General features: G+C 41.2%; 15 protein-coding genes. 6 read left to right on the plus strand and 9 right to left on the minus strand.

The features are described from left to right. Window positions 1-4 precede the first annotated feature (4 nt). From ACQY4U_RS16830 to ACQY4U_RS16840, 3 genes are all read right to left on the minus strand, one after another. Window positions 5-1,783 (minus strand): aromatic amino acid hydroxylase, encoded by a 1,779-nt coding sequence (locus tag ACQY4U_RS16830; protein WP_428330613.1) that lies wholly within the window; start codon window positions 1,781-1,783, stop codon window positions 5-7. 158 nt (window positions 1,784-1,941) lie between these two features. Next, window positions 1,942-2,913: a lysylphosphatidylglycerol synthase transmembrane domain-containing protein gene (locus ACQY4U_RS16835; protein WP_428330614.1), complete on the minus strand. Its 972-nt coding sequence runs from the start codon at window positions 2,911-2,913 to the stop codon at window positions 1,942-1,944. A 120-nt stretch (window positions 2,914-3,033) separates the two neighbouring features. Then, window positions 3,034-3,450 carry a DUF1003 domain-containing protein gene (locus ACQY4U_RS16840; RefSeq protein ID WP_428330615.1) on the minus strand — a complete coding sequence of 139 codons (417 nt, stop codon included), beginning with the start codon at window positions 3,448-3,450 and terminating at the stop codon, window positions 3,034-3,036. Between the two features lie 303 nt (window positions 3,451-3,753). On the opposite strand from ACQY4U_RS16840, the gene ACQY4U_RS16845 reads away from it, so the two are divergent. Then, window positions 3,754-4,797: an ABC transporter ATP-binding protein gene (locus tag ACQY4U_RS16845; RefSeq protein ID WP_428330616.1), complete on the plus strand. Its 1,044-nt coding sequence runs from the start codon at window positions 3,754-3,756 to the stop codon at window positions 4,795-4,797. 13 nt (window positions 4,798-4,810) lie between these two features. Here the strand turns inward: ACQY4U_RS16845 and ACQY4U_RS16850 are convergent, their stop codons facing one another. The 3 genes from ACQY4U_RS16850 to ACQY4U_RS16860 all read right to left on the minus strand — a co-directional run bounded on the left by ACQY4U_RS16850 (window position 4,811) and on the right by ACQY4U_RS16860 (window position 6,660). Continuing rightward, the gene (locus tag ACQY4U_RS16850) at window positions 4,811-5,764 is read right to left on the minus strand and encodes an EamA family transporter (RefSeq protein WP_428330617.1); all 954 of its coding nucleotides are present in this window, start codon (window positions 5,762-5,764) and stop codon (window positions 4,811-4,813) included. Between the two features lie 7 nt (window positions 5,765-5,771). Next, window positions 5,772-6,251 carry an Lrp/AsnC family transcriptional regulator gene (locus ACQY4U_RS16855; RefSeq protein ID WP_428330618.1) on the minus strand — a complete coding sequence of 160 codons (480 nt, stop codon included), beginning with the start codon at window positions 6,249-6,251 and terminating at the stop codon, window positions 5,772-5,774. 181 nt (window positions 6,252-6,432) lie between these two features. Further along, a complete protein-coding gene (locus tag ACQY4U_RS16860; RefSeq protein ID WP_428330619.1) occupies window positions 6,433-6,660 on the minus strand; it encodes a hypothetical protein in 228 nt (75 codons plus the stop codon). A 144-nt stretch (window positions 6,661-6,804) separates the two neighbouring features. On the opposite strand from ACQY4U_RS16860, the gene ACQY4U_RS16865 reads away from it, so the two are divergent. Further along, a complete protein-coding gene (locus ACQY4U_RS16865) occupies window positions 6,805-8,331 on the plus strand; it encodes a carboxylesterase/lipase family protein (RefSeq protein ID WP_428330620.1) in 1,527 nt (508 codons plus the stop codon). Between the two features lie 148 nt (window positions 8,332-8,479). Here the strand turns inward: ACQY4U_RS16865 and ACQY4U_RS16870 are convergent, their stop codons facing one another. From ACQY4U_RS16870 to ACQY4U_RS16880, 3 genes are all read right to left on the minus strand, one after another. Continuing rightward, window positions 8,480-9,682, minus strand: a complete 1,203-nt coding sequence (locus ACQY4U_RS16870; protein ID WP_428330621.1) for a metallophosphoesterase — start codon at window positions 9,680-9,682, stop codon at window positions 8,480-8,482. 117 nt (window positions 9,683-9,799) lie between these two features. Further along, window positions 9,800-11,674, minus strand: coding sequence for a M1 family metallopeptidase (locus tag ACQY4U_RS16875; protein WP_428330622.1), 1,875 nt, complete (start codon window positions 11,672-11,674; stop codon window positions 9,800-9,802). A gap of 64 nt (window positions 11,675-11,738) precedes the next feature. Next, the gene (locus ACQY4U_RS16880) at window positions 11,739-12,500 is read right to left on the minus strand and encodes an NUDIX hydrolase (RefSeq protein WP_428330623.1); all 762 of its coding nucleotides are present in this window, start codon (window positions 12,498-12,500) and stop codon (window positions 11,739-11,741) included. A 189-nt stretch (window positions 12,501-12,689) separates the two neighbouring features. Between ACQY4U_RS16880 and bglX the strand changes: the two genes are divergently transcribed. The 4 genes from bglX (at window position 12,690) to ACQY4U_RS16900 (ending at window position 24,571) form a co-directional block, all read left to right on the plus strand. Continuing rightward, on the plus strand, window positions 12,690-14,999 hold the full coding sequence (bglX, locus tag ACQY4U_RS16885) for a beta-glucosidase BglX (protein ID WP_428330624.1): 2,310 nt from the start codon (window positions 12,690-12,692) through the stop codon (window positions 14,997-14,999). 856 nt (window positions 15,000-15,855) lie between these two features. Next, a complete protein-coding gene (locus ACQY4U_RS16890) occupies window positions 15,856-19,026 on the plus strand; it encodes a SusC/RagA family TonB-linked outer membrane protein (protein WP_428330625.1) in 3,171 nt (1,056 codons plus the stop codon). 29 nt (window positions 19,027-19,055) lie between these two features. Beyond that, window positions 19,056-20,912 carry a RagB/SusD family nutrient uptake outer membrane protein gene (locus tag ACQY4U_RS16895; protein ID WP_428330626.1) on the plus strand — a complete coding sequence of 619 codons (1,857 nt, stop codon included), beginning with the start codon at window positions 19,056-19,058 and terminating at the stop codon, window positions 20,910-20,912. Window positions 20,913-20,992: 80 nt separating this feature from the next. Continuing rightward, window positions 20,993-24,571, plus strand: a complete 3,579-nt coding sequence (locus ACQY4U_RS16900; RefSeq protein ID WP_428330627.1) for a VCBS repeat-containing protein — start codon at window positions 20,993-20,995, stop codon at window positions 24,569-24,571. Window positions 24,572-24,584 lie beyond the last annotated feature (13 nt).

Below are 24,584 nucleotides of genomic sequence, written 5' to 3' on the forward strand. Positions count from 1 at the left end.
TTTACTAAACTACCAATTTTTGCTCAACCGGATGCTTAATTAAATAAAATCCATCGGTTATCAGCTTTTTACATTCGGGGTTGCTGATGGCTTTTTGCTCCAGGAATTTTCTAATTTCCATAGCTAACTGATGCTCAACATCTTCGTGATCCAGTATCTCTAATATTTCAAGCGCACAAAGCCAGTCGTCCTGGTGTTTTCTTTGCAGTATTACCCAAACATTGCCTAAAAAGCCAAAATCGCCGCCGGTATGCCTGCGGTTTCTAACCTGCTGGTATAGCTTATGTAATTCAATGGTATCATCATCATAAACGGTATGATGCGTGCTGGTTACCGATTTATAAACTATCTCCACAAAAGCTTCCTTATCGGCTGCGCCGCAAAAAACAGCCGTTATTTTTTCGCCAACAGCCATATCATACAGGCCCCACGATGGATCAAAGAGTATATTGCCATCCTTATCTGTAACGGTACAATCAGTAAAAGTGATCAATTGCGTTTTTCCGTTTGATGACAGGATGCTTTTTACCAGGCCGTTAACAGTAATACCGCTTTCAAAGTTCAATACTACTGTTTTGCCTTCTTCTATACCAAAGTAATTAAGTTCTGTGACGGCCAGGTTTTCAAGCGGCATTGCATGGCCCTTTAGTTTACCTACAGGCGAACTAAAACCATCTTTATGGTAATCCTTACCATGCCCGTTCAGCTGTTTATTATCAACAGCCAGGGCCGATGGTCCGGTGGTTTTGATGAAAATAAGTTCGCCATCGGCATTTACACGGCTCTCGTTAAAAGTGCCGGAAACCTGTAAGCCAGAGCTGTAAACAGCGGTACAGGTATTTTTACTTTCAATAGCCTTTTGCAGCCCATAAGCGCCTCCTTTGCGGAACGACATGGTGTTGGCAAAGGTTTCCAGCACATCAATCAGGTTTTGAAACGTTGGGGTTACAAAAAGCTGGGGCTGTGTTTTGGTAATATCATAAGTGTAGTTAATAGCATCAATGGTGTAGGGGAGTTTCTTAATATCATCCATCATACAGCTCACACTTTCGCCAATGGACGATAACAGGCCCGCACCATAGATCTTAGGGTTTTCAATCGAGCCGATCAGCCCGTACTCAACCGTCCACCAGTGCAGGCGGCTCAGCAGCGCCATTTCTGACGGCTCACCCATGTTTTCCTGCCGGTAACTAACTAATTCTTCGGCTGCTTTTATGGCTGCTTCATCAGCATCGGGCATTTCTTTTAGTATGGATAGCGCGCGTATAGCTTCATACAGTTCAAAATCCTGTGCCGAAAACATGGCTTTTGCGCCTATAGATCCAAAATAACTCAGATATTCGTGGTAATCCTTATCGGCTATAATTGGCGCATGCCCGGCCGACTCATGGATAATATCCGGAGCGGGGGTATATTCAATATGTTTTAGCTGGCGTATATCTGCCGCAATAACCAAAACGCGGTAAGCCTGGTACTCCATAAATGCGGCAGGCGGTATAAAGCCATCAACAGTTACTGCGCCCCAGCCAATTTTAGCCAGTGCGTTGTTCATTTCCTGTAGGCTTGGTATTTTTTCTATAGATAAACCCGCTTTTTCGAGCCCGGGGATATACGGATAGTAAGCAACATCTTTTAAATAGCTGTAATTCTGGCGCATAACATAGCGCCATACGGCATGATCAATAGGTGTATAGTGTTCGTATTGCTGATCAACAATAAATTGTTTTAAATGCGCGGGTAATGCAGCAACCTGTGGATTGCCGAAATTATTAAACTGGCTCATTAATTACTAACGGTTTATAAGAAAACGTAAAATTAGGTAATTAAGTTTGATCAGAATTTACAGTAATGAAGAAATTTGTCTGAATGAAATTGTCTGAATCAGGATTTACAGAATTAAAGAATGAACAGAATTAATCATACAGAGATTCTGAAAATTTTCTAATTCTGTAAATCCTGATTTTGATTCTGGTTATCTTCCGGTTTTGGTAAACCTTCCTGCAGCCTGCTTGGGCGCAACACATAGTAAAGGCCCGAAAGCGCAACAATAAGTGAGATGAGATAAAAGGAAACACTTAAAAATACGGCAAGCCCTACATCCATATTAAATATACCGGCAAGTATTTTAAATATATACTCACGAGCCCCGGCGCCGCCAACCGTAATTGGTACTACAGCAGCCAAGGCCGATAACAGGAACGATAAAAGGTAGGGTGCAAATTTACCGGTAAAGTTTTGGCCCATCAGCACGCAGATGATACATACAACCTGGCACGATTGTACAATAATGGCCTTTAAATGGCCCTTAAAAAAGTGTTTGGTAAACTCCTTGAAAAATATTTTAACAACCGTGTAATAAACAATACTGCCAACCACAAATATGGTAAGCGGAATAGCTATATGGATCTCTATCTGCGGGATAAAGATTTTTAGCGCTACTACGATGAGCCCGATGGCCCAAAGTCCGCTCAGCCTGTCAAATGCAATGGCCCAGAATACTTTTTTTGCCGGGAACTTATAGGTTTTGTTAAGCAGGTAAATTTTGTAGCCATCGCCGCCTATCCCACCCGGAAGCAACAGGTTATAAAAAATGCCCAGCAAATAAAGGCGGAAGTTAAAGCGTGGATCTAACCTTAAATCAATCGACTTAAAAAAGCTCAGCAAGCGCCATGATGAAGCTACCATTGAAAGAAAGTAGGCCACAACGCCAGCCAACATCCACCAATAGTTTGCATTTACCAGCCTGTTTTTAACCCCGCTAAACGGAACTTTGCTAAACACATAGTAAAGCAGCGTTGAGGTAACGGCTATCTTTAAAATTAACTTAGTAGCGTTCCAAAGCTTTTGCTTTAGCGTTTTGGGCTTAACTTCTTCTTCGGCCTCGTTTACTATGGCTTTATCAATATTAGTCATTTGGCCGCAAAGCTAACAAAAACGCATCATTTGTTAATTATGGATAAGTTAAATGTATGCAATGCAAATAATAACCTATGCCAAAACCTTTTAATCTGCTAATAAATAGAGAGGATGTTTTTAAACCTTTTTATCCATTCTTTGCAGTATATCCAAAATCTTATCCAGCTTGTCAATCTCTATCGAGTTTAATTTCGACAGCAACTCTTCAATCTCTTTTTTAGCCTCAACATTGGTTTTAAAATCCTGTTCGGCATTGGCACGGTCGCGCTCGTTTTGGCGGTTTTGCGCCATCATAATAATAGGAGCCGCGTAAGCAGCCTGTGTAGAAAATAGCAGGTTTAATAAAATATAAGGATAAACATCCCAATGGTAAACAAAGCCAATCACATTCAGGGTCATCCACAACACAACTATAAGTGTTTGAATAATGATGAAGCGCCATGAGCCCATTCCGTTTGCTACGGAGTCGGCTAATTTTTGTCCGAACGCTAATGATTCTTTGTGCTTTTGATGCCAGGTTTTGTCGTTTTCCATAGGGGATTTTGTTTTAAAGTTTATCTGGCTAAATATAAATAAATTAAAATACCAGCATCATATTATCGGGAATAATAAGCTGTTACCTGTTATAAAATCAAGTAGTTTAATGATTAAAGTATAATGGTTTACCAATTATAAGTCGTTTTTATTGATGTGGATATTAATTTATGGTTCAAATTCATTTTCATTTTTAAGATAAACTTTTATAGTTTAGGTTTGGGAATATTTACCCGCTGATAAGGCAGATAAAACTGATTTACAACTTTTGATTTACTAATACAGCGATAAACACAGCTCAGTATGCATAATGAAATGATCCTGGAAACCATATCGGTTACCAAAAACTATTTTGGCGATAAGTCTACAGGTGTTAATAATGTAACCATATTTATTCCGAAAGGAAAAGTAACTGCCATTGTTGGCGAAAGCGGCAGCGGTAAAACCACCTTGCTTAATTTACTTTATGGTTTAATGCAGCCAGACTCGGGCGAGGTGTTTTTTAAGGAAGAACGTATTTTAAAACGCGAAGAAAAATTACAGCCTGCACACGAAGCCATGCGGTTGGTTACCCAAAATAACCAGGACATGGATCTACTGGCTACTGTTTGGGAAAGTGTAAGATCGGGCCTGCGCTTATCTGAGCTGGATACAGCATCCGAAGAGCAAAAGATAACCGATTCATTGAACATGCTGGATATTTTTCCGCTTAAAGATCAGCCATTTGGCAAACTAAGCGGGGGCGAAAAGCAAAGGGTTACCATTGCCAAGGCGTTGATCAGCAAACCCGAAGTGATATTACTGGATGAGCCCTTTAACCAGGTTGATGCCACTTACCGCGAGGGTTTGCAGCACGATATCAGGCATATTGTAAAAGAATGGGGAGTTACCGTGGTATTGGTATCGCACGACCCGGCCGAGATATTATCAATGGCCGATGAACTTATTGTACTAAAGGAAGGTGAAATAGTTGAAAACGGCAGTCCCGAAGAGCTTTATAATACCCCCAAACTGCTTTATACTGCCCAAATATTAGCCAGTAGCAGCCAGTTAACTACCGAAGAAGCCAAAAGCTGCGGTATTAAAAGCAAGCGCGATACCATTGTGGTTTATGCAGAGCATGTTAAAATAGGCAAAGGTTTTGGCAACAAATGGACAGTTAAGCAAGTGCTTTTTAAAGGCTTTTTTGAAGAACTGATTATTGAGCGCAGCGGTGTGGTTTTGCGGGTTAACAATTACTCCAAAGGTAAATACGAAAAGGGCAGCAAGATCAATGTAAGCATTGATGAATACTTTGAGTTTGGTAAATGGGAAGCCAAAGCCAGGTCATTGCCTAAAGGGATTTAAAAAGGAATATATATCAGCTACTTGCAAGTGCCAGCTTCTCCTTACGGTATTTGGCCAGGTTAATAAGTAAAACGCTGCCTAATATTACAAACAGGCCGGCTATCTGCGTAAAAGAAATACTTTCGCCGGCAAATACCACACCTAATATTACGGCAATAACCGGGTTAACATAGGCATAAGTGCTTACCTGCGTTGCCGGGCGCACCTGTAACAACCATACATAGGCACTAAATGCGGCTATGGAGCCAAAAATTATGAGGTATATCAAAGCCACCCAGCCGCTGGTTTTAATGCTATGCACATTAAGCCCCGAATATTCATTATGTAAAAAACTTACCGGGATATAAACAAAACCTGCCCATAACATTTGCCATGCCGTATTAACCGATGCCGAACCTGTTGCAGGTTTATGTTTGGAATACAGTGACCCTGCCGACCATGCCACGGTACCAAAAAGCAATAACAGCATCCAGGGTAATTGTGAATGCGAACTACCGCTGCTAAATACTTTTTCTATCTGCTCGCTGAACAACAATATCACTCCGGCAAACCCAATAAAAAGGCCTGCTATAGTGGCCCGGTGCTTTAAATTTATGGCCCAGTTTGGCTTATCAAGCAGCACAAACCAAATAGGTGCTGATGATACCAGTATGGCTACCATAGCGCTCGGCAGTGTTTGCTCTGACCATATCACTATGCCGTTGGCTACAAATAAAAGTAGTATGCCGCTTACGGCTGCGTGTTTAATATCGTTCCAAACAAAAACCTTTTCGCCTTTTAGTGCACTCCAGGTAATAAGTAACAGCCCAGCAATAGTAAAACGTATGGCACCTAAAATAAACGGGGGCAGTCCGCCTTGTACGGCCATCCTGATAAAAAAATAGGTTGAACCCCAAACAATATAAACCGTTGCAAAAGCAATGATAACCCATAATGGCGAAGCTGATTTTTGTAAAGATTTGGGCATGGGCTATTTATTTTTCGGGTATTACTAATTGTTGCTGTTCTTTAACCGTTTCAAGTACTATGGTAGTACGGGTACTTAAAAGGTTAGGTATTTTGCCAAAGCTGTTCCGCATCAGGTGCATCAGCGAGGCTGAATCATAAGTGCGCACCTTTACCAGGTAGCAATCATCACCGGCAATATGGTGCACTTCCTGCACTTCAGGAATTTTAGCTAATTCTTTCGCTGTATCGTTACAACCAGGGCCGTCGGCGGCTTTCATAAAAACAAAGGCCAGCATTTTTTGCTGTAAAGCATCGGGGTTTATACGAGCCGTATACTGGCGGATCACATTTTTTTGTTCGAGTTTTTTAACGCGCTCTAATATGCCCGATGGGGCCATGCCCAGTTCGCGGGCAAGGTCGGCATTTGAGATGCGGGCATTATCCTGCATCAGGCGCAATATGTGCAGGTCTGTTTTATCAAGTATGATCTCTGTTTCGTTAATCATACTGTAATATTACTATTATTTAGAATTAAATTCAAAATTTAAATAAAAATAATGAATTTAATTCTAAATAATTGCTTGTGTAGAGAGCGTAGGTGTCATCTGCGGTACTCGACGGATAAGCGCAGGGGCCTTTGCCGCATGGTTCGAGAACCTCGCGATAGCAGACCCGTTACAAGCTTTATTATATTTTAATCACCTTATCGTTCTTTTTTCCGGCAGGTTTATTGTCTTCGGGTTTGGGGATATGCTTAACAATAAATATCAATGCATGGGCTATTACCTGCACTGCCTTGATTGAAAAATGTACAAAAGGTTTCATTACCGTCCATGTATCATGCAGGGTATCCATTTTACTGACCGGTTTACTCACCGGGCGTTGTCCTATCTTCTTCGTGTTTTGCTGTGTCATGGGTGTTTTTTCTTTGTTTAGGTTGATAATGCTTAAACCGTGCCAGTTTGTATGGGGAGGCTCACAGGGTATTTGGCAATGGGGCAAATTGTTACAGACGGTTTGTTGCGCAATGCTTAATTTTATCAGCATAAACCATTTGCTATGTCATCAGCCATAATAAAATCCTTTTTTGCTTTTTTATTTGCTTCAATTATTGTTAATAATACGGTCAATGCCCAGGCAACTGACCCGGTTGTTAAAACCAATAAAGGGTATATCCGCGGTGTTATAGAAAATGATATTGCTGTGTTTAAAGGTGTTCCTTACGCCGCTGCTCCGGTTGGGGCATTACGCTTTATGCCTGCTGCTGAGCATACGGTTTGGACAGATACATTATCGACGCAAAACTTTGGCTCAATAGCTACACAGGCATCGTGCAGTAAAGTTTCTGGGACGGAGGATTGCTTGTCTTTAAACTTGTACACACCAAAAGCAGATAATCATAAACGTGCTGTAATGGTATGGGTGCATGGTGGCAGCATGACCAATGGTGCAGGTAAAGGCAATGATGGCCATGCATTTGCCGACAGGGACGATATTGTTGCCGTTACCATTAATTACCGTTTGGGTGCATTTGGTTTTTTATATATGGGCGATGTGGATAAACGCTACGCCGCATCGGGCAATAATGGTTTGCTTGATTGTGTAATGGCGCTAAAATGGATTAAACAAAATATTGCAGCTTTTGGTGGCGACCCTGAAAGAGTAACTATAATGGGCGAATCGGCAGGGGCTAAGCTGATCAGCGCAGTACTGGTATCCCCGGCATCAAAAGGTTTGTTTCAGCAATATATTGCCGAAAGTGGTTCGGTACAATGCATCAGGGATACCGTAACGGCAAAAAACGAGCGGACAATGATCTTAAAGCAAATGGGTTTGGGTCCTAATGATGCCCGTAAACTATTAACGCTCCCCGCAGATTCCATAATGAAGATACAGGGTATAGTTTGTGCAGGTATTGGCGGTAACTCATTCTTTGGCCCGGTGTATGATGGGGTTGTGATTAAAGAGGATGCTTACCACTATGCAAGCGGTAAAGATATACCGCGGATAAAGGCGCTGATTGGTACCAATCAATATGAGGCTGCTTTATTTGTTAGCCAGCAAGCCTGGCAAAATCATCCGGATACCACTATTTTAAAGCCTTTATTTAAGGATAACGAGCCCCTGGTTTATAAAACCTATTTACAGCAGGTTAAAACACTGGCGCCTTATGCCGCAGCTGTAAATGTGTTAACCCAGTACATGTACCAGATGCATTCATATCGTTTTGCTAAAATTTTGGTTAATAATGGCATCCCGGTTTGGATGTACCACTTTGAATATAGTGATGCAAAAGAATACGGTGCCCGCCATGCGGCCGAGCTGCAATACGTATGGAACGACCATAACATGAGTATTACAGGTACCGATGCTGTAAAAAAACAGCTGGCAATTGGTATTCACGGGGCATGGGTAGCCTTTATAAAAACCGGGAACCCGAATGTTACCACTTTACCGCAATGGCCACTTTATAAAAACGATACCCGCCAAGTGATGACCTTTGATACCGTTAGTAAGGTTAATAGTTTAAAAGAGGTTTTTGATGATAAAGCCTTCCCATCGGCAGTGTTTGTAATGAAAAAGTAATGGAGAATTGGACTGTCATGCTGAGGCCCTCGAAGCACGAGTGGGCAAAGGCCTCTGCGCTTATCCTTCGAGTGCCTCAGGATGACACCCATCCGTAAATTAAAATTAACCGTAAACGTGCAAAGGCCACCGCATACGATATAACTTATCAGGCCTTCTTCAAAGTGATCACCGTAACTTCCGGCCAGATGCCTAACCTGCCCGAAAATGCTAAGAAGCCGAAGCCCCGGTTCACATAGAGGTAGCGCTTCTTTTCATTGATCAAACCGGCCCAGTCAAGGTATTTGTATTGCACGGGGCTCCACCTGAAACTATCGGTTTCAACGCCGAACTGTGCGCCATGTGTATGGCCGGCTAAAGTTAAATGGATGTTAGCAGGGTGATACCTCACTTTTTCTTCCCAATGGGTAGGGTCGTGGGATAGGAGGATCTTAAAGGCATCTTTATCAACACCGTTAAGTGCTTTGTCCAGATCGCCAATTTGTATAAAACCCCGGCCCCAGTTTTGCACGCCAATCAGCGAGATCTTTTGTCCGTTTTTTTCTAACTCAATATTTTCATCCAGCAATAAGCGGTAGCCTAATGCTTTGTGATGCTCCTTTAATTTATCAAGATTAGCCGCTTTTTCGGCATCGCTATCCCAATGGATATAATCGCCATAATCGTGGTTACCTAATATAGAAAACTGCCCGAAAGGCGCCCTGAGTGTGCTGAAATTGCTAATATACGGTTCTATCTCCCAGGCGGCATTGTTGACCAGATCTCCTGTGAAAACAAAAAGATCACTTTTTTGCGATTGCGCCAGGTCAATACCCCGCTGTACGGCTGCGGTGTTATCAAAGCTGCCTGAATGAATATCAGATAATTGGGTAATGGTAAAGCCGTCAAATGCTTCGGGCAAATCGTTAAAGTAAATTGTCTGTCGGTGTACCCGATAGTCGTATTTGCCTTTTATCATGGCATAAACAAACCCACTGAATGGTATTGCGGCAACTAATATAGCAGCCTCGGTTATAAACTTACGCCTTGCTGGGAAATAAGGCTTAACAGCGCCTTTTTTTGGTTTGCTGATGTTGTTTATTATCCCATAAAAAAAGCGGCCTGTATCACCCAAAAACAAAACCAGTATGAAAACTAATTTGGTTATTAAAAAGGTGAGGAAAATGCTGAGTATCCATTCGTGGTAAGGCGTCATCCCCTTAGCTGTGCTAAAACTGCCAAAGCCAATAATAAATACAATGGTAACCCCAACAGAAACTATAAGGTATCCCCAGCTAATTATTCGCTGCCTGCGGATGGATCGCCAGTTGGATGTAAAGGTTTGTAAACCTGCAAATACGTACCAATCCATCAGCAAGCTTATTGCTGCAATAAATAAAAATATCTTTATTAAACCGCTTCCGTGCATGTAGCCTCAGTTTTTAAATAATCATCGGTAAAGCTAAAGTTCAAAGCTGTTGCAGCTGCTTTATTTAGCCTCCCAAACATTATCTTCCTTATGCGAATCCGGATCATAAGTGCCGCCTAAAACTAATTTTGTAATTTTCTTTTTTGCAGTTAAGTTAACTGTAAATGTTTTATTGCCCTTGGCCCAGCATGCCACACTTTGGTGATAGGTTTGCGTGCTGCCATCCTTGTAAGTTATGATAAGATCAATAGGTACAGGTTTAGTACCTTCGCTTGTAATAACTATCGTATATTGATTTTTTACATTGCTTACCTTGGTTATCCCTAAATCGGGGATGCCGTTATCAAAGAACCAGCTTTTCCAAAACCAGTTCATGTTGATGCCTGCGCCTGCATTCATACAATTAAAAAAATCATAAGGCATAGGGTGTTTGCCGTGCCATTGTGCAATATAATTGTGCAGTGCTTTGGTAAATAGTTCATCGCCAAGCATATCCCTTACATAAAGGTAGCCCATGCCCGGTTTTGGGTACGAATCGGTAAAGAAGCTGATACCCGCTAACTGCGTTGTAAGAGCCGTAATAGGCTGGTCTTCTTCTTTGCCGGCACTTGTAGCATATTCTTCCACGCCAAAGGTATCTTTAACAGATGGATCAATTATGGGGCTAATCACCCATTCGCCAATGGTTGCCCAGCCTTCATCCATCCAGCCGTATTTAGTTTCGTTTACACCCATGTAAAAAGGGAACATGGTATGAAAAATCTCATGGTCTGTTAATTCAATATCATCATCACTTTTTTCAACCGGGTTATCGTTCACCATCATGGGGTATTCCATTTGATCCAAACCATCAAAAACGGTTTCGTGCGGATAGGGGTAAGGCCATTTTGGAAACTGATAGCTCATTGCCTCAACCGTTTTGCGGGCGTAATTGATCACGTTGAAATACGTTTTATGCTGCGGATTAAACACCGCATCAACGCGGGTACGCCTGCCTGTTTTTGGGTCAACCACCAGGCTGCTGGCTTTCCATATATAATGGTCGCTTGTGGCAAAGGCCATGTCAGTAACGGTATCGGCCTCAAATTTCCAAGTGTTGGTAGGGTTGTTTGGGGTAATGTTGCCGGCCTTTATATCGCTTTCGGCAATAATATCGGTTACCTTATCGCTTAATGCTGCTGCATTTATGCGTTGTACTATTTGTGGGGAATAAACTTCGCTTGTGTTTTTAAGGGTTCCGGTACTCCATACTTTATAGTTGCCCGGTACGGTTACTGCTAAGTTAAAATGGCAAAAATCATTATAAAACTCTTCCGAGCCGCGGTAATGGTTTTGGTTCCAGCCATCAATATCATCATAAACTGCAATCCGCGGGAAAAAGTAGGCTATAAAGAATGAACTTGGGTCAACCTGGCCGGTACGGATATGTGATATTTTATTGATAGTGTAAGCATAAGTAATATCAAAATGGATCTTTTGTTTTGAGGCCAGTGGCGATGATAGTTTCACCGTCATATTGGTGCCGTCAATCGTCCAGGCCGAAGCATCCTGATCCTGTGTATTGATGCTCATTTTTTTAATCTGCACACCATCTGTAATATCGGCTGGTAATACAGGCATGTTCCTGACCGATCCTTTTTTATAAATGTTTGGATAAAGCTTAAAATCAATCTCGCTCAAATCATCCGGGCTGTTATTGGTATAATCAACAGATACGGTGCCTTGCAATAAAAGACTTTGCGGATCAAAATTTACATTAATGGTGTAGTCGGCGTAGTTTTGCCAGTAATTTTTGCCCGGTGCGCCATTGATGGTTCTTGTACCCTTAGTATAAGTGGCTTGCAAATTTACCGGGATGGGCAAAGTGGTTTGGGCATAGCTATTGGCGCCAGCTAAAAGTATCAGTGCTGTTATGAACGAAGAAATAGGTTTCATCAAAAATTTATCTTAAACTGTATGTTAGCGATCGCAAAGCGAACAGGCCAAGTTAAAAAATGTTTTACCAACCTCCCTTAAAGCCTTCGGTTAAGGCCGCCTGGTAATTTTCCAGGTCGAACGAATATAAATACGGTGCTTTATGGGCACCACCTTTACGCAATTTTTCTGATTTGTTTAAAATGCCAAAGCCAAGCATCCGCCGCTGAAAATTCCGCCTGTCCAGCTTTTTATCCAGTATGGTTTCATACAGTTTTTGCAGTTCGGGCATGGTAAATTCTTTTTGCATCAGGTTATAGCCTATCGGCTGATAGTTTAGCTGCAGGCGCAGCGTATCAAGTGCTGTTTTTAATATCAGACCATGATCCAGCTTTAATTTTGGCAGATCATTAAGATCGCACCAGGAGCAGGTTGCCGAAAATACATCAGGGGCCGGGTTAACATCGCAAAAATCAACCAATGCATAATAGCCTATGGTCAAAAAACGGTTTACAAACCAGTTCTCATCATTAGGCAGCATATCGTTATACATCTCAAAATGTTGTTTTGAGCGGTCGGGATCACCAAATACATGAAACTGCTGTAAAAATATCTCATCTAATCCGGTACGTTCCTTTAATATCCGGTCGGCAGCCATTTCAATGGGTTCTTTTTTAAACAGGAAACCGCCTGGCAGGTACCATTCATCCTCATTAGCTACTTTTAGCAGCAATACTTTTAACAAGCCTTCGTGAAAACCAAACACTACACAATCAATAGAAATATGAGGGAGATAGTTTTCCCTGGCATCATCACAATACTCTTTAAGTTCTTTTTTGGTTAACATTTTTGCTATTCTACAAAAATACTTTGATTATTTAAATTATAATATTACTCTTGTGTCAATAATACACTATCGTTTTTAGTGCAGTAAACCAATTATAACTATTATTATTTAAACTTTAGCTTACGTATATCTATTGCTTTGCCCCAAAACAATAAATTATGCGGTGCTATTTCTTAGCCATATTATAAGATGAAAAAATATTTCTCAAAAAAATCTGTCATTAAAGCCATGCTTTGCTTTATTGCTGTATCGCCTGTTTACCATGCATCAGCACAAACAAAAAGCAATGATGCAAAAATGAATGCCTTTGTTGCCGGCCTGATGAGCAAAATGACGCTCGACGAAAAAATAGGCCAGCTTAACTTAGTAACTATGGGCCGGGCTATAACCGGGTCGGTAGTTAATAAAGGTGTTGAAGAAAAAATTGCCAAAGGCGAAATTGGTGGGGTGTTCGGAGTTTACGGAACAGAGTATGTTTCAAAAATCCAGGACCTGGCCGTTAAAAATTCCCGTTTACATATCCCCCTTATTTTTGGGTTAGATGTAATACACGGCCACCGTACTATTTTCCCTATCCCGTTAGGGGTATCGGCAACATGGGATATGGGCCTGATACAACAATCGGCCAAAATAGCGGCTAAGGAAGCAACTGCCGAGGGGCTTAACTGGGTATTTTCGCCAATGGTGGATATTGCCCGCGATGCCCGCTGGGGACGTATCTCTGAAGGATCAGGAGAAGACCCTTGGTACGGCTCGCAGGTTGCAAAAGCAATGGTAAAAGGTTACCAGGGTGCCAGCATGATGGATGCCGATGCTGTAATGGCCTGTGTAAAACACTTTGCATTATACGGCGGTGCCGAAGCCGGACGCGAATATAACACAGTTGATATGAGCCTTATAAAAATGTACCAGGATTATTTGCCGCCCTACAAAGCAGCAGTTGATGCAGGTGCAGGTAGCTTTATGAGTTCGTTCAATACTATTAATGGTATGCCTGCAACCGTTAACCAATGGTTATTGACTGATCTGCTGCGTAAGCAGTGGGGCTTTACCGGGTTTGTAGTTTCAGATTATACTGCGGTAAACGAAGTTACCAACCATGGACTTGGCGATCTGCAAACGGTATCGGCTCTTGCATTAAAAGCAGGCCTGGATATGGATATGGTAGGCGAGGGCTTTTTAACCACCCTTAAAAAATCATTAAAAGAAGGAAAAGTAACCCAGCAGGAAATTGACCTTGCCTGCCGCCGTGTGCTGGAGGCTAAATATAAATTGGGCTTATTTAATAACCCTAATAAATCAATTGATCCGGCAAGGGAACAAAAGGATGTTTTTACGGCCGAAAACCGCAAAGTGGCCAGGGAAGTTGCCGAGCATTCATTTGTGTTGTTAAAAAACCAGGCAGAAACTTTGCCGCTTAAAAAATCGGGCACTATAGCTTTGGTTGGCCCACTGGCTGATAACCATTCGGAAATGTTAGGTACCTGGGTAATTGCCGGCGATCCTAACAAATCAGTAAGTGTGATGGAAGGGATAAAAAATGTGGTTGGCGATAATGTAAAGGTATTATATGCCAAAGGCGCAAACTTTAGTGATGATTCACTTTTAAGCATTCGCGCCTTTGCTTTAACAGGCCCTGAGGCAAAAGATAAACGCAGCCCGCAGGAAATGATTGATGAAGCGGTTGAAACTGCTAAAAAAGCTGATGTTGTGGTTGCTGTTGTTGGCGAATCGTCAAACATGTCGGGCGAGTCATCCAGCAGATCGGATATTAATATTCCTGAAAATCAGAAAGAGCTGCTTAAAGCATTGGCCAAAACCGGCAAGCCGTTGGTTATCGTATTATTTAACGGCAGGCCTTTAACCCTGACCTGGGAAGATAAACACGCCAGTGCTATATTAGATGCATGGGCACCCGGAACCGAAGCCGGTAATGCAATAGCCGATGTGCTTTTTGGTAACTATAACCCTGCCGGAAAAATTACTGCAACGTTTCCGCGCAGCGTAGGGCAGATACCTATATATTATAACCATAAAAATACAGGCCGCCCATACAGTGGCCAGGGCCCTGCTAAATTCAAGTCAGATTACCTTGATATATCAAACGATCCGCTTTATCCGTTTGGTTATGGCTTAAGCTATACCACTTTTGGTTACAGCGATGTTAAGTTGAGCAAAACCAGTTTAAAAGGTAATGAAACGCTTAAAGCTACCGTAACCTTAACCAATACAGGCAAAGTTGCAGGCGAGGAAGTGGTGCAATTATACATCAGTGACCCTGTTGCAAGCATAAGCCGTTCGGTAAAAGAGTTAAAAAACTATCAGAAAGTAATGCTGCAGCCTGGCGAGAGCAAAGAAATCAGTTTTAATGTAACCACTGCCGACCTTAAATTTTACAATAATCAGCTGGTTTATGACTGGGAACCGGGCGAATTTATTGTCCAGATCGGTACAAATTCAACAGATACACATAATGCATCAGTTCAGTGGAATAAATAACACTGAACTATAGGTGTTGCAACTTGTAAAAAAGCGGCCTGACGTTAACGTCAGGCCGCTTTTTTACGTTTTTAAAGGCTGGGGTTTTAAGCAATTTTGTATAGTGTTGTTTTTACATTATGGTAAGGCAAAAAGGCCCTTTAATAAGTGTTACAGTGACATTTTTACCAAAAGATGATGATATTTTAACACTATATTTTGGTTGAAACGGAAGGATTTTATAGGGTTTGAAAATTATTAAAAATCAATACCGGCAATGGCTTTAATCCATAACACGAGGTTAAATGGATACATAACCGGTTGATGGTGTATCATAACAAGAATATTACATTTCTATTTTTTTAATACAAAATAGGTTTTGTTAATAATTTATTAACATTAATGTGATTAATTGAGTTTTTCATCATGCTAAAGCGTTTTTCAATAATTAATTTACAATTCTTATAAACTTACTTGTGTAAACAATACACTCTATTTACATTAGTATCAATGCCAATGTAATCTTTTGTATCACCAACAGATTATACGAAACCTGATATTATTATAACATTTATTGAACAGATGTTTCTTCATTTTGAAGGGCACCTTAAGCTGGGTAACGATAAGTATTTTATTTATTAATGTATTATACATGATAAAACTTTTACACTTCTTCTATTACAAGCGTTTTATACTCTCCGGATCAAATCTCACTGATCCCGGGCTGCTTGTTATGGCTTTTGTGCACGAACGCCCTCCTTCGTAATTTCCAACAGACCAACGCTCTTAAATCAAATAAATTAATCAACTAAATCTCAATCTCATGTTTAAAAGTTTACTCCTAAAGGGAAGAACATTATGTCTGCTACTATGCTGCATGATTTCTTCATTGGTAGTTACAGCCCAAACAAAACACACAGGTAAGGTTATCGGCAGCGATGACAAATTACCTGTTGTAGGTGCGTCCATTAAAATTAAGGGCACCAACACGGGCGCTGTAACTGATGTTAACGGTGACTTCAGCTTAACATTATCAACAGGTAATGTTTTGGTTGTAAGTTACATCGGTTATCAATCAAAAGAGGTTACCGTTCAGGGTGACGGTCCTATTTCAATTTCTCTTACACCTGTAAACAACTCATTAAACGAAGTTGTTGTTACAGGTTACCAAACCCAGCGCAGAAAAGACATTTCTGGTTCGGTTGTTTCTGTAGACATGAGCGCGGCAAAAGTTACCCCGGTAACCAGTGCTGAAAGCTTACTACAAGGACAAGCAGCGGGTGTTAACGTTGTTACACAAGGTTCTCCGGGTTCTGCTGCACAGGTAACTGTACGTGGTATCAGTACTACTGGTAATTCTGCTCCATTATATGTTATTGATGGAATCCAGGAAGGTGGTATGCAAAACGTTAACCCTAACGATATCGAATCAATCACTGTATTGAAAGATGCAGGTTCAACAGCTATATATGGTGTTGGTGGTGGTAACGGTGTAATTGTGGTTACTACTAAAAAAGGTAAAAATGGCAAAACTAAATTTACTTATGATGGCTACTATGGTTCAACAAGCCCTAAAAGCGGAAACGTTTGGAATGTATTAAATGCACCAAACTACGAAGCTTTGGTAAAACAAGTTGACCCACAGAACGCATTATTAGTAAATGGCCAGTTTCAGGATTACGGTTTTCAAAGTGCTACAGTTAAAGGCGTAGGTCCGGGTTCTGATCCGCGTGCTGCAGCTTCAAACTACTTTATTGATCCTTTAAACCCAGGTAATGATTACCTGATCCAAAAGTTTGATAATGCAGTAGGTACTGATTGGTTCCATGCTATTTTCAAAACAGCTCCGCAACAACAGCATACTTTAACTGCAAGTGGTGCAAATGATAAAAACAGCTACTACTTTTCATCATCATATACCGATCAGCGCGGTACATTGGTTGATACTTACTTTAAAAGGTTACAAGCTCGTTTAAATACTACTTTTAGCTTAAACGATCACATCCGTATGGGTGAGAACATGCAGGTTTACTATACTTTAGAGCCTAATGGTCCTCAGTCTTCAGGTGGTATCCCGGGTGGTAACCAAAACGAAGGTAACGCTATATCAATGAGCTACCGTATGCAGCCACAGATCCCTGTGTATGATATTAAAGGTAACTATGGCGGTACTTATGATGGTCCAACTCAGCTAGGTAACGCGGTTAACCCTGTTGCTCAAATGTATGCTACTACTTTACAGCACAGCAGAAACTATGCTATTGAAGGTACTGCTTATGCTGAGGTTGATTTCCTTAAACATTTTACTGCAAAAACAAGCATCAGCTTAAACAACGATAACTATTACTACAATAACATCAACATCAACCCTTACTGGAGTGGTGAAGGTCATGCTGGTTTAAATGGTGCATCTGAAGGTGCTGGTTATAGTACCAACTACAACTGGACTAACACCATCAACTACAGCCAGGCATTTGGTAAAAATCACGTAAAAGCATTTGCTGGTTATGAATCATCAGCTTATACAGGTCGTTACCTTTCAGCTTCTGAAAACAGCTTCTTCTCACTTGACCCTGCTTTCGTAGCAATTGGTAATGGTGATGCAAAAAGTATTTTGGCAAGCAGCGGCCCTAACCAGCCATCAAGCAGGTTGTCTCAATTTGGTCGTATAGATTATGATTTTGATAACAAATACATCATCGCCGGTACTATTCGTCGTGATGGTTCATCAGTGTTTTTCCCAGGCAGACAATATGGTACTTTCCCATCTGTTTCTGCAGCATGGAGAATTTCACAAGAGAGCTTCATGAAAGGTGCAACCTGGTTAAATGACTTAAAGATCAGAGGTAGCTACGGTACATCAGGTACCACAAGTGATGTTGGTGGTGGTAACGCTTACAGCTCATTTGGTCAAAGCATAGGTGGTTCATCATACTCTATCAATGGGGCTTTGAACAGTGCTATTGCTGGTTTCTATGCATCACAATATGGTAACACCAAAACAACATGGGAAACTGATAAAACAGGTAATATCGGTTTTGATGCAACCATGTTTAACAGCCATTTTGAATTAACAGCTGAGTACTACAACAAAAAATCTACAGGTTTATTATTCCGCCCAACTTTACCTGCAACAGTAGGTAGCGGTGCGCCGCCATTTATTAACGTAGGTGATGTTCAAAATACAGGTTTGGATATATCTGCAATGTACCATGCTACTATCGGTTCTGATTTTAAATTGAACCTTGGTGCTAACATCACTTCATACAAAAACAAAATCACCAAGCTTGATGCACAGGGTGGTACAGGTGGTAACTTCTTTACCAATGGTGTACGTAATGGTAACATTACTTACGATCAGGTTGGATCTCCAATCGGTGAGTTTTACGGTTACAAAGTTATTGGTTATTTTAAAGATGCTGCTGATGTTGCTGCTCATCCTACCCAGGCTGATGCTGCTCCGGGTCGTTTCATCTATGCCGATACTAATGGCGATGGTAAAATTACTGATGCTGACCGTACTAACATCGGTAACCCAAATCCTGACTTTACTTATGGTGTTAACATTAATGCCAGCTACAAAAAATGGGATTTTAACATGGTTCTTTACGGATCATACGGTAATAAAGATTATAACCAAATTAAATACTGGACCGACTTTTACAGCACTTTAACAGGTAACAAAAGCAACGATCTGTTATTTAACTCATGGTCACCAACTAACTTAAATCCAAAAACTCCAAAAGCTGAAGCTACAAGTACTTTCAGTACTGACCAAACTATCAACAGCTGGTACGTTGAGAAAGGCTCTTTCTTAAAATGCCGTTCACTGCGTTTAGGTTATACATTTAACAGCAACGATTTGAAAATTGTTGGAGTTGACAGATTACACATTTATGTTCAGGCAACTAACTTGTTCACTATCACCAAATACACTGGCCTTGATCCTGAATTACAGGCAACAGCAAGTAATGGTATAGGTACTGACATTGGTAGCTACCCTAACAATGAGCGTCAAATTATATTTGGAGCAAACTTGTCATTTTAATAATTGAAAAAATAAAAATATTTAGCATTATGAAAAGATTAAACAGTAAATTGTTGATCCCCGGGCTTATGGGAGTGCTTGCATTATCTTACTCATGCAAGAAATTTCTTGACAAAACGCCTACAGGAGCATTAAACACCATCATTCTTGCCAATAAGGCGGGTGTTGATGGGCTATTAATAGGTGCCTACTCATTACTTGATGGTACTTACACAGGCCAGCCAGGAAATACCTGGATGACAGGTACTGATAACTGGATTTACGGTAGTGTTGCTGCTGATGACGCTCACAAGGGTTCAACCCCGGGTGATCAGCCGGATGCTGCTGCCATTGAAAGCTACACAGCATCAGGCAGTAACGGTTACCTTAACCCAAAATGGGTAGTTAACTTTGGTGCTATACAACGTGCAAACGACGTATTAAGAGAACTTCCTTTAGTAAAAGATGGTTCTGTATCACCAGCTTATGCAACTGAAGTAACTGCTGAGGCCCGTTTTTTAAGAGGCTTTTATGAGTCAGAAATGGCTAAATTATGGAGAAACATTCCGTATGCTGACGAAACTGTAACTTACAGTAATGGTAACTATAACATTGGTAACCCTGGCCCTATATGGGACAAGATCGAAGCCGATCTTACCTTTGCTATGAACAACCTGCCAGCTACACAAGCGCAGATTGGCCGTGCAAACAAATACGCTGCTGAAGCATTTTTAGCTAAAGCTTACATGTTTGAGCATAAATATGCTGCTGCACAACCATTGTTAAATGATTTAATTACAAGCGGTAAAACTTCAAGCGGAGTGGCTTATGCTTTGGAGCCTTATGCTAACAACTTTAACCCATCAACTAAAAATGGTCCTGAAGGTGTTTTTGTTATCCAAACATCAGTACATGATGGTTCAAATGGTGACAATGGTAACTCTGGCGAAACATTAAACTTTGCATCAGGTGGCCCTGCTAACTGCTGTGGTTTCTTCCAGCCATCATTCAGCTTTGTAAATGCGTTTAAAGTTGATGCAACAACAGGTTTACCTTTGTTGGATACTTACAACAATTCTGACTTGAAAAATGATCAGAACATTGCTTCAACTACAGCATTTACGCCTACAACAGATGCTATCGATCCACGTTTAGACTGGTCAGTAGGCCGTCGTGGTATTCCTTACCTTGACTGGGGAATTCACCCGGGACAAGACTGGTGCCGTGACCAGGCAGATGGTGGTCCATACAGCCCTATCAAAAACGTATACTACCAGGCTGCACAAGCTACAACCAGCGAAACTTACGAAGGTTGGGCAGTAAACCAGTCAACAGCTAATAGCTACAATGCTATCCGTTTTGCTGACGTTTTACTTTGGGCTGCTGAAGTTGAGATTGAAATAGGTTCATTGGCAACTGCCGAAGGTTATGTAAACAGAGTACGTGCTCGTGCTGCTGATCCAACCAACTGGGTGCATACTTACAAAGATGCAACTAACCCAACAGGTGGTTACACTACAACACCTGCTGCTAACTATAAAGTTGGATTTTACGGTACCTACAATAATGCAAACGGTGTAAGCAATCCTACAATGGGCTTTGCGGCACAAGGAAAAGATTTTGCACGTAAAGCTGTACAGTTTGAGCGCAGGATTGAATTAGGTATGGAAGGTCATCGTTTCTTTGACTTACAACGTTGGGATGGTCTTTATGGCGGTCAAATGGGCAGTGGCTTTATGGCTGGTGTTCTTAACGGCTACTTAGCCCACGAAAATGCTGTTCCTAACTTCCCTGCATTGTTGCTTAAGAGCGCTAAATTTACAGCAGGCAGAAATGAATTATATCCGATCCCTCAAGGTCAGATTGATATAACCCACGGAAATATTAAACAAAACCCAGGTTATTAATTTTAATAATTTCTTTAAAAAAGAGGTGGAGATTGTATCTTCACCTCTTTTTTAATTTATAGATTAGTGTAAATTTAAAAATGAGAATTACAAGGTTTCTTCTACTCTGCTCGCTGCCCGTTTTATTGTTTTCGTGCAAAAAGAAAAGCACTTTGTTCGAAAAAATACCATCCTCGTACTCGGGTATAACTTTCAATAATACAATTGTTGAAAATGACTCTATTAACCCGCTTGATAAGCTGAATATTTATAACGGCGGCGGTGTAGGTATAGGCGATTTTAATAACGATGGCTTGCAGGATGTTTATCTGGTAGGCAACGCCGTGTCAAACAAACTTTACCTTAATAAAGGTAACATGAAGTTTGACGATGTTACTAAAGAGGCGGGCGTTGAAGGCTCAAAAGGCTGGGGCAGGGGCGTTGCTGTTGTTGATATAAACAATGATGGCCTGATGGACATTTATGTTTGCTATACCTTGTTAAACGATTCGGCAAAAAGACGTAACCAGTTGTATGTAAACCAGGGGATTGATAAAAAAGGCGTTCCTCATTTTAAAGAAATGGCTAAAGAGTATGGCTTGGATATTACCTTGCACTCAACAATGGCTACATTTTTTGATTATGATAACGATGGCGACCTGGATATGTACCTTACCGTTAATTCGGCGCAATCAAATGATAATACTTCTACTTTCAGGCCGATATCAACCGATGGCTCAAAGCAAAGCACCGGGAAACTTTACCGTAACGACTGGGACCCTGTATTGAAGCATCCTGTGTATCACGATGTATCAAAGCAGGCCGGGATTTTAATTGAAGGTTACGGGCACGCAACCACAACGGTGGATATTAACCGCGATGGCTGGAAAGATATTTATGTTACCAATGATTTTTTAAGCAACAATATTTTATACATCAATAATCACGACGGTACGTTTACCGATAGATCAAAGGAGTATTTTAAACATACCTCAAACAGTGCAATGGGGCAGGATATTGAGGACATCAATAACGATGGCCTTGCCGATGTTTTTGAACTTGACATGAGCCCGGAGGATAACTACCGCCGCAAAATGTTTATGGGTTCAAATACCTACCAAACCTATCAGAATTTTGATTATTACGGCTACCAATACCAATACAATCGTAATACTTTACAAATAAACCAGGGCCCGCGTTTGGGTCAGAATGATTCAATAGGCGCACCGGTTTTTAGCGAAACATCATTTTTAAGTGGCGTGGCACAAACCGATTGGAGCTGGTGCCCCCTGATTACCGATTTTGATAATGACGGCTTGCGCGATGTGGTGATCACCAACGGTTATCCGCGCGATGTTACCGACCATGATTTTACAACCTTCAGGGCCGAGGCTTATATGGTTGCTTCAAAAAAACAGATCCTTGATCAGATCCCTATTGTTAAAATCCCTAATTATGCTTTTAAAAATGGCGGAGATCTGCAATTTACCGATGTTACCAAAAGCTGGGGCCTTGATGTACCTACGTTTTCAAATGGTGCTGCATACGCCGATCTGGATAACGACGGCGATATGGACCTGGTGATCAATAATATCAATGATGAAGCATTGATCTATAAAAATACATCCAGAGAAAAAGATAAAAACAACAGCCATTACCTGCACGTAAAATTTGAAGGGGGCGCACAAAACAAAAATGGGATAGGTGCCTGGGCCGATATTTATTATTCACATGGCAAACACCAGGTATATGAAAATACGCCGTTCAGGGGATACCTGTCTACCATACAAAATATAGCTCATTTTGGTTTGGGTAAAGATTCAGTGCTTGATTCATTAGTTATAAAATGGCCTAATGGCAAAAAGCAGGTTATTGCAAAGGTTAAGGTTGATAAAGTATTAACCGTAAATATGGCCAATGCAAAAGAGAATTATACGTTTAATACACCTGCAACAAATACCAAATCACTGTTTCATGAAGTAACAAGGTCTGTCGGCGTTACCTATAAACATAAGGAGGACGACCTGATAGATTTTAACGTACAGAAACTTTTACCACATAAATTATCCCAGTATTCACCAGCGGTGGCCGTTGGCGATGTTGACGGAAATGGGTTTGATGACATGGTGGTAGGCGGTACTTCAAAGTACCCGGCGCAATTACTGCTGCAACAGCCCGATGGTAAGTTTATTCAGCGCGATCTGATCCCCAATAGCCAGTCAACCGCCGATCATTTTAAAGATGAAGGCTTGTTACTGTTTGATGCTGATGGCGATGGGCACCTTGACCTTTACGTAGCCAGCGGCGGGTACGGTAACCCGCATGGTTCAAAGTTTTACCAGGATCGCATTTATATTAATGATGGTAAGGGCAACTTTACCTTACAGGCCGATGCATTGCCGCAAAACTATACCAGTAAGCTATGTGTAAAAGCCATTGATTACAATAAGGATGGTAAGCTTGATTTGTTTGTATCAGGCCGGGTTGATCCCTGGAACTACCCTAAGCCGGTATCGAGCATGATATTGCGGAACGACAGTAAAAACGGGCACATCAAATTTACCGATGTTACGCCAACGGTAGCTAAGGAGCTAAAAGATATAGGCTTGGTTTGTGATGCTATTTTTACCGATTTTGACAATGACGGCTGGCCCGACCTGATCCTGACCGGGGAATGGATGCCCGTTACTTTTTTAAAGAACAACCACGGTGTATTTAAAAATGTAACCAGCGGTACAGGCATCGGCGATAAATTTGGCTGGTGGAATAGTATAGCCGCCGGCGATTTTGACCACGATGGTAAAATTGATTACATAGTGGGTAATACCGGTTTAAATACCTTCTTTAAGGCATCAGATAAATATCCGGTATATATTACCGCTAAAGATTTTGACAATAATGGCAGCTATGACGCTTTCCCTTCTGTTTTTCTGAAAGATCAGGATGGCGAGTTAAAGGAGTTTCCGGCTTACACGCGCGATGATATTATTAAGCAGGTGATAGGTATGCGTGTTAAGTTTCAGAACTATAAATCATTTGCCACAGCAACAATGGATTCGGTAATTACGCCGTCTATGCGGGTCGGTGCTATCAGGCTAAAAGCAAATATGCTGCAGTCCTGCTATTTGAAAAATAATGGAAATGGCAAATTCACCATGATCCCTTTACCTATAGAAGCACAAATATCCCAGCTTAACGGTATTGTTGTGGATGATTTTGATGGCGACGGCAACCTTGATATTGCCCTTAATGGTAACGATTATGGAACAGAAGTTTCAACCGGGAGATACGATGCTTTTAACGGCCTGATGCTTAAAGGGGATGGTAAAGGTAATTTTAAATCGTTAACCATACAGCAAAGCGGTATTTATATCCCGGGAGATGGTAAAGCATTGGTGAAACTAAGGGGCGCTAAGGGTAGCTATATGCTTGCCGCTACGCAAAACCGGGCCGAAATGAAAGTTTTTGAACTGCGAAAGCCTGTGCATACGGTTCCATTACTGCCACTGGATATGTTTGCTACCATTAAATATAAAAATGGTAAAACGGGTAAACAGGAGTTTTATAATGGTACATCCTTTTTATCGCAATCAGGCAGATTTTTTAATATAGACCAAACTATGCAATCGGTTACCATTACCGATAGCCAGGGCCGTACCAGGAATATTCCATTAAATTAAATATTGATTTTGC

It is taken from the genome of Mucilaginibacter sp., from assembly GCF_965277465.1.
Lineage (GTDB): Bacteria > Bacteroidota > Bacteroidia > Sphingobacteriales > Sphingobacteriaceae > Mucilaginibacter.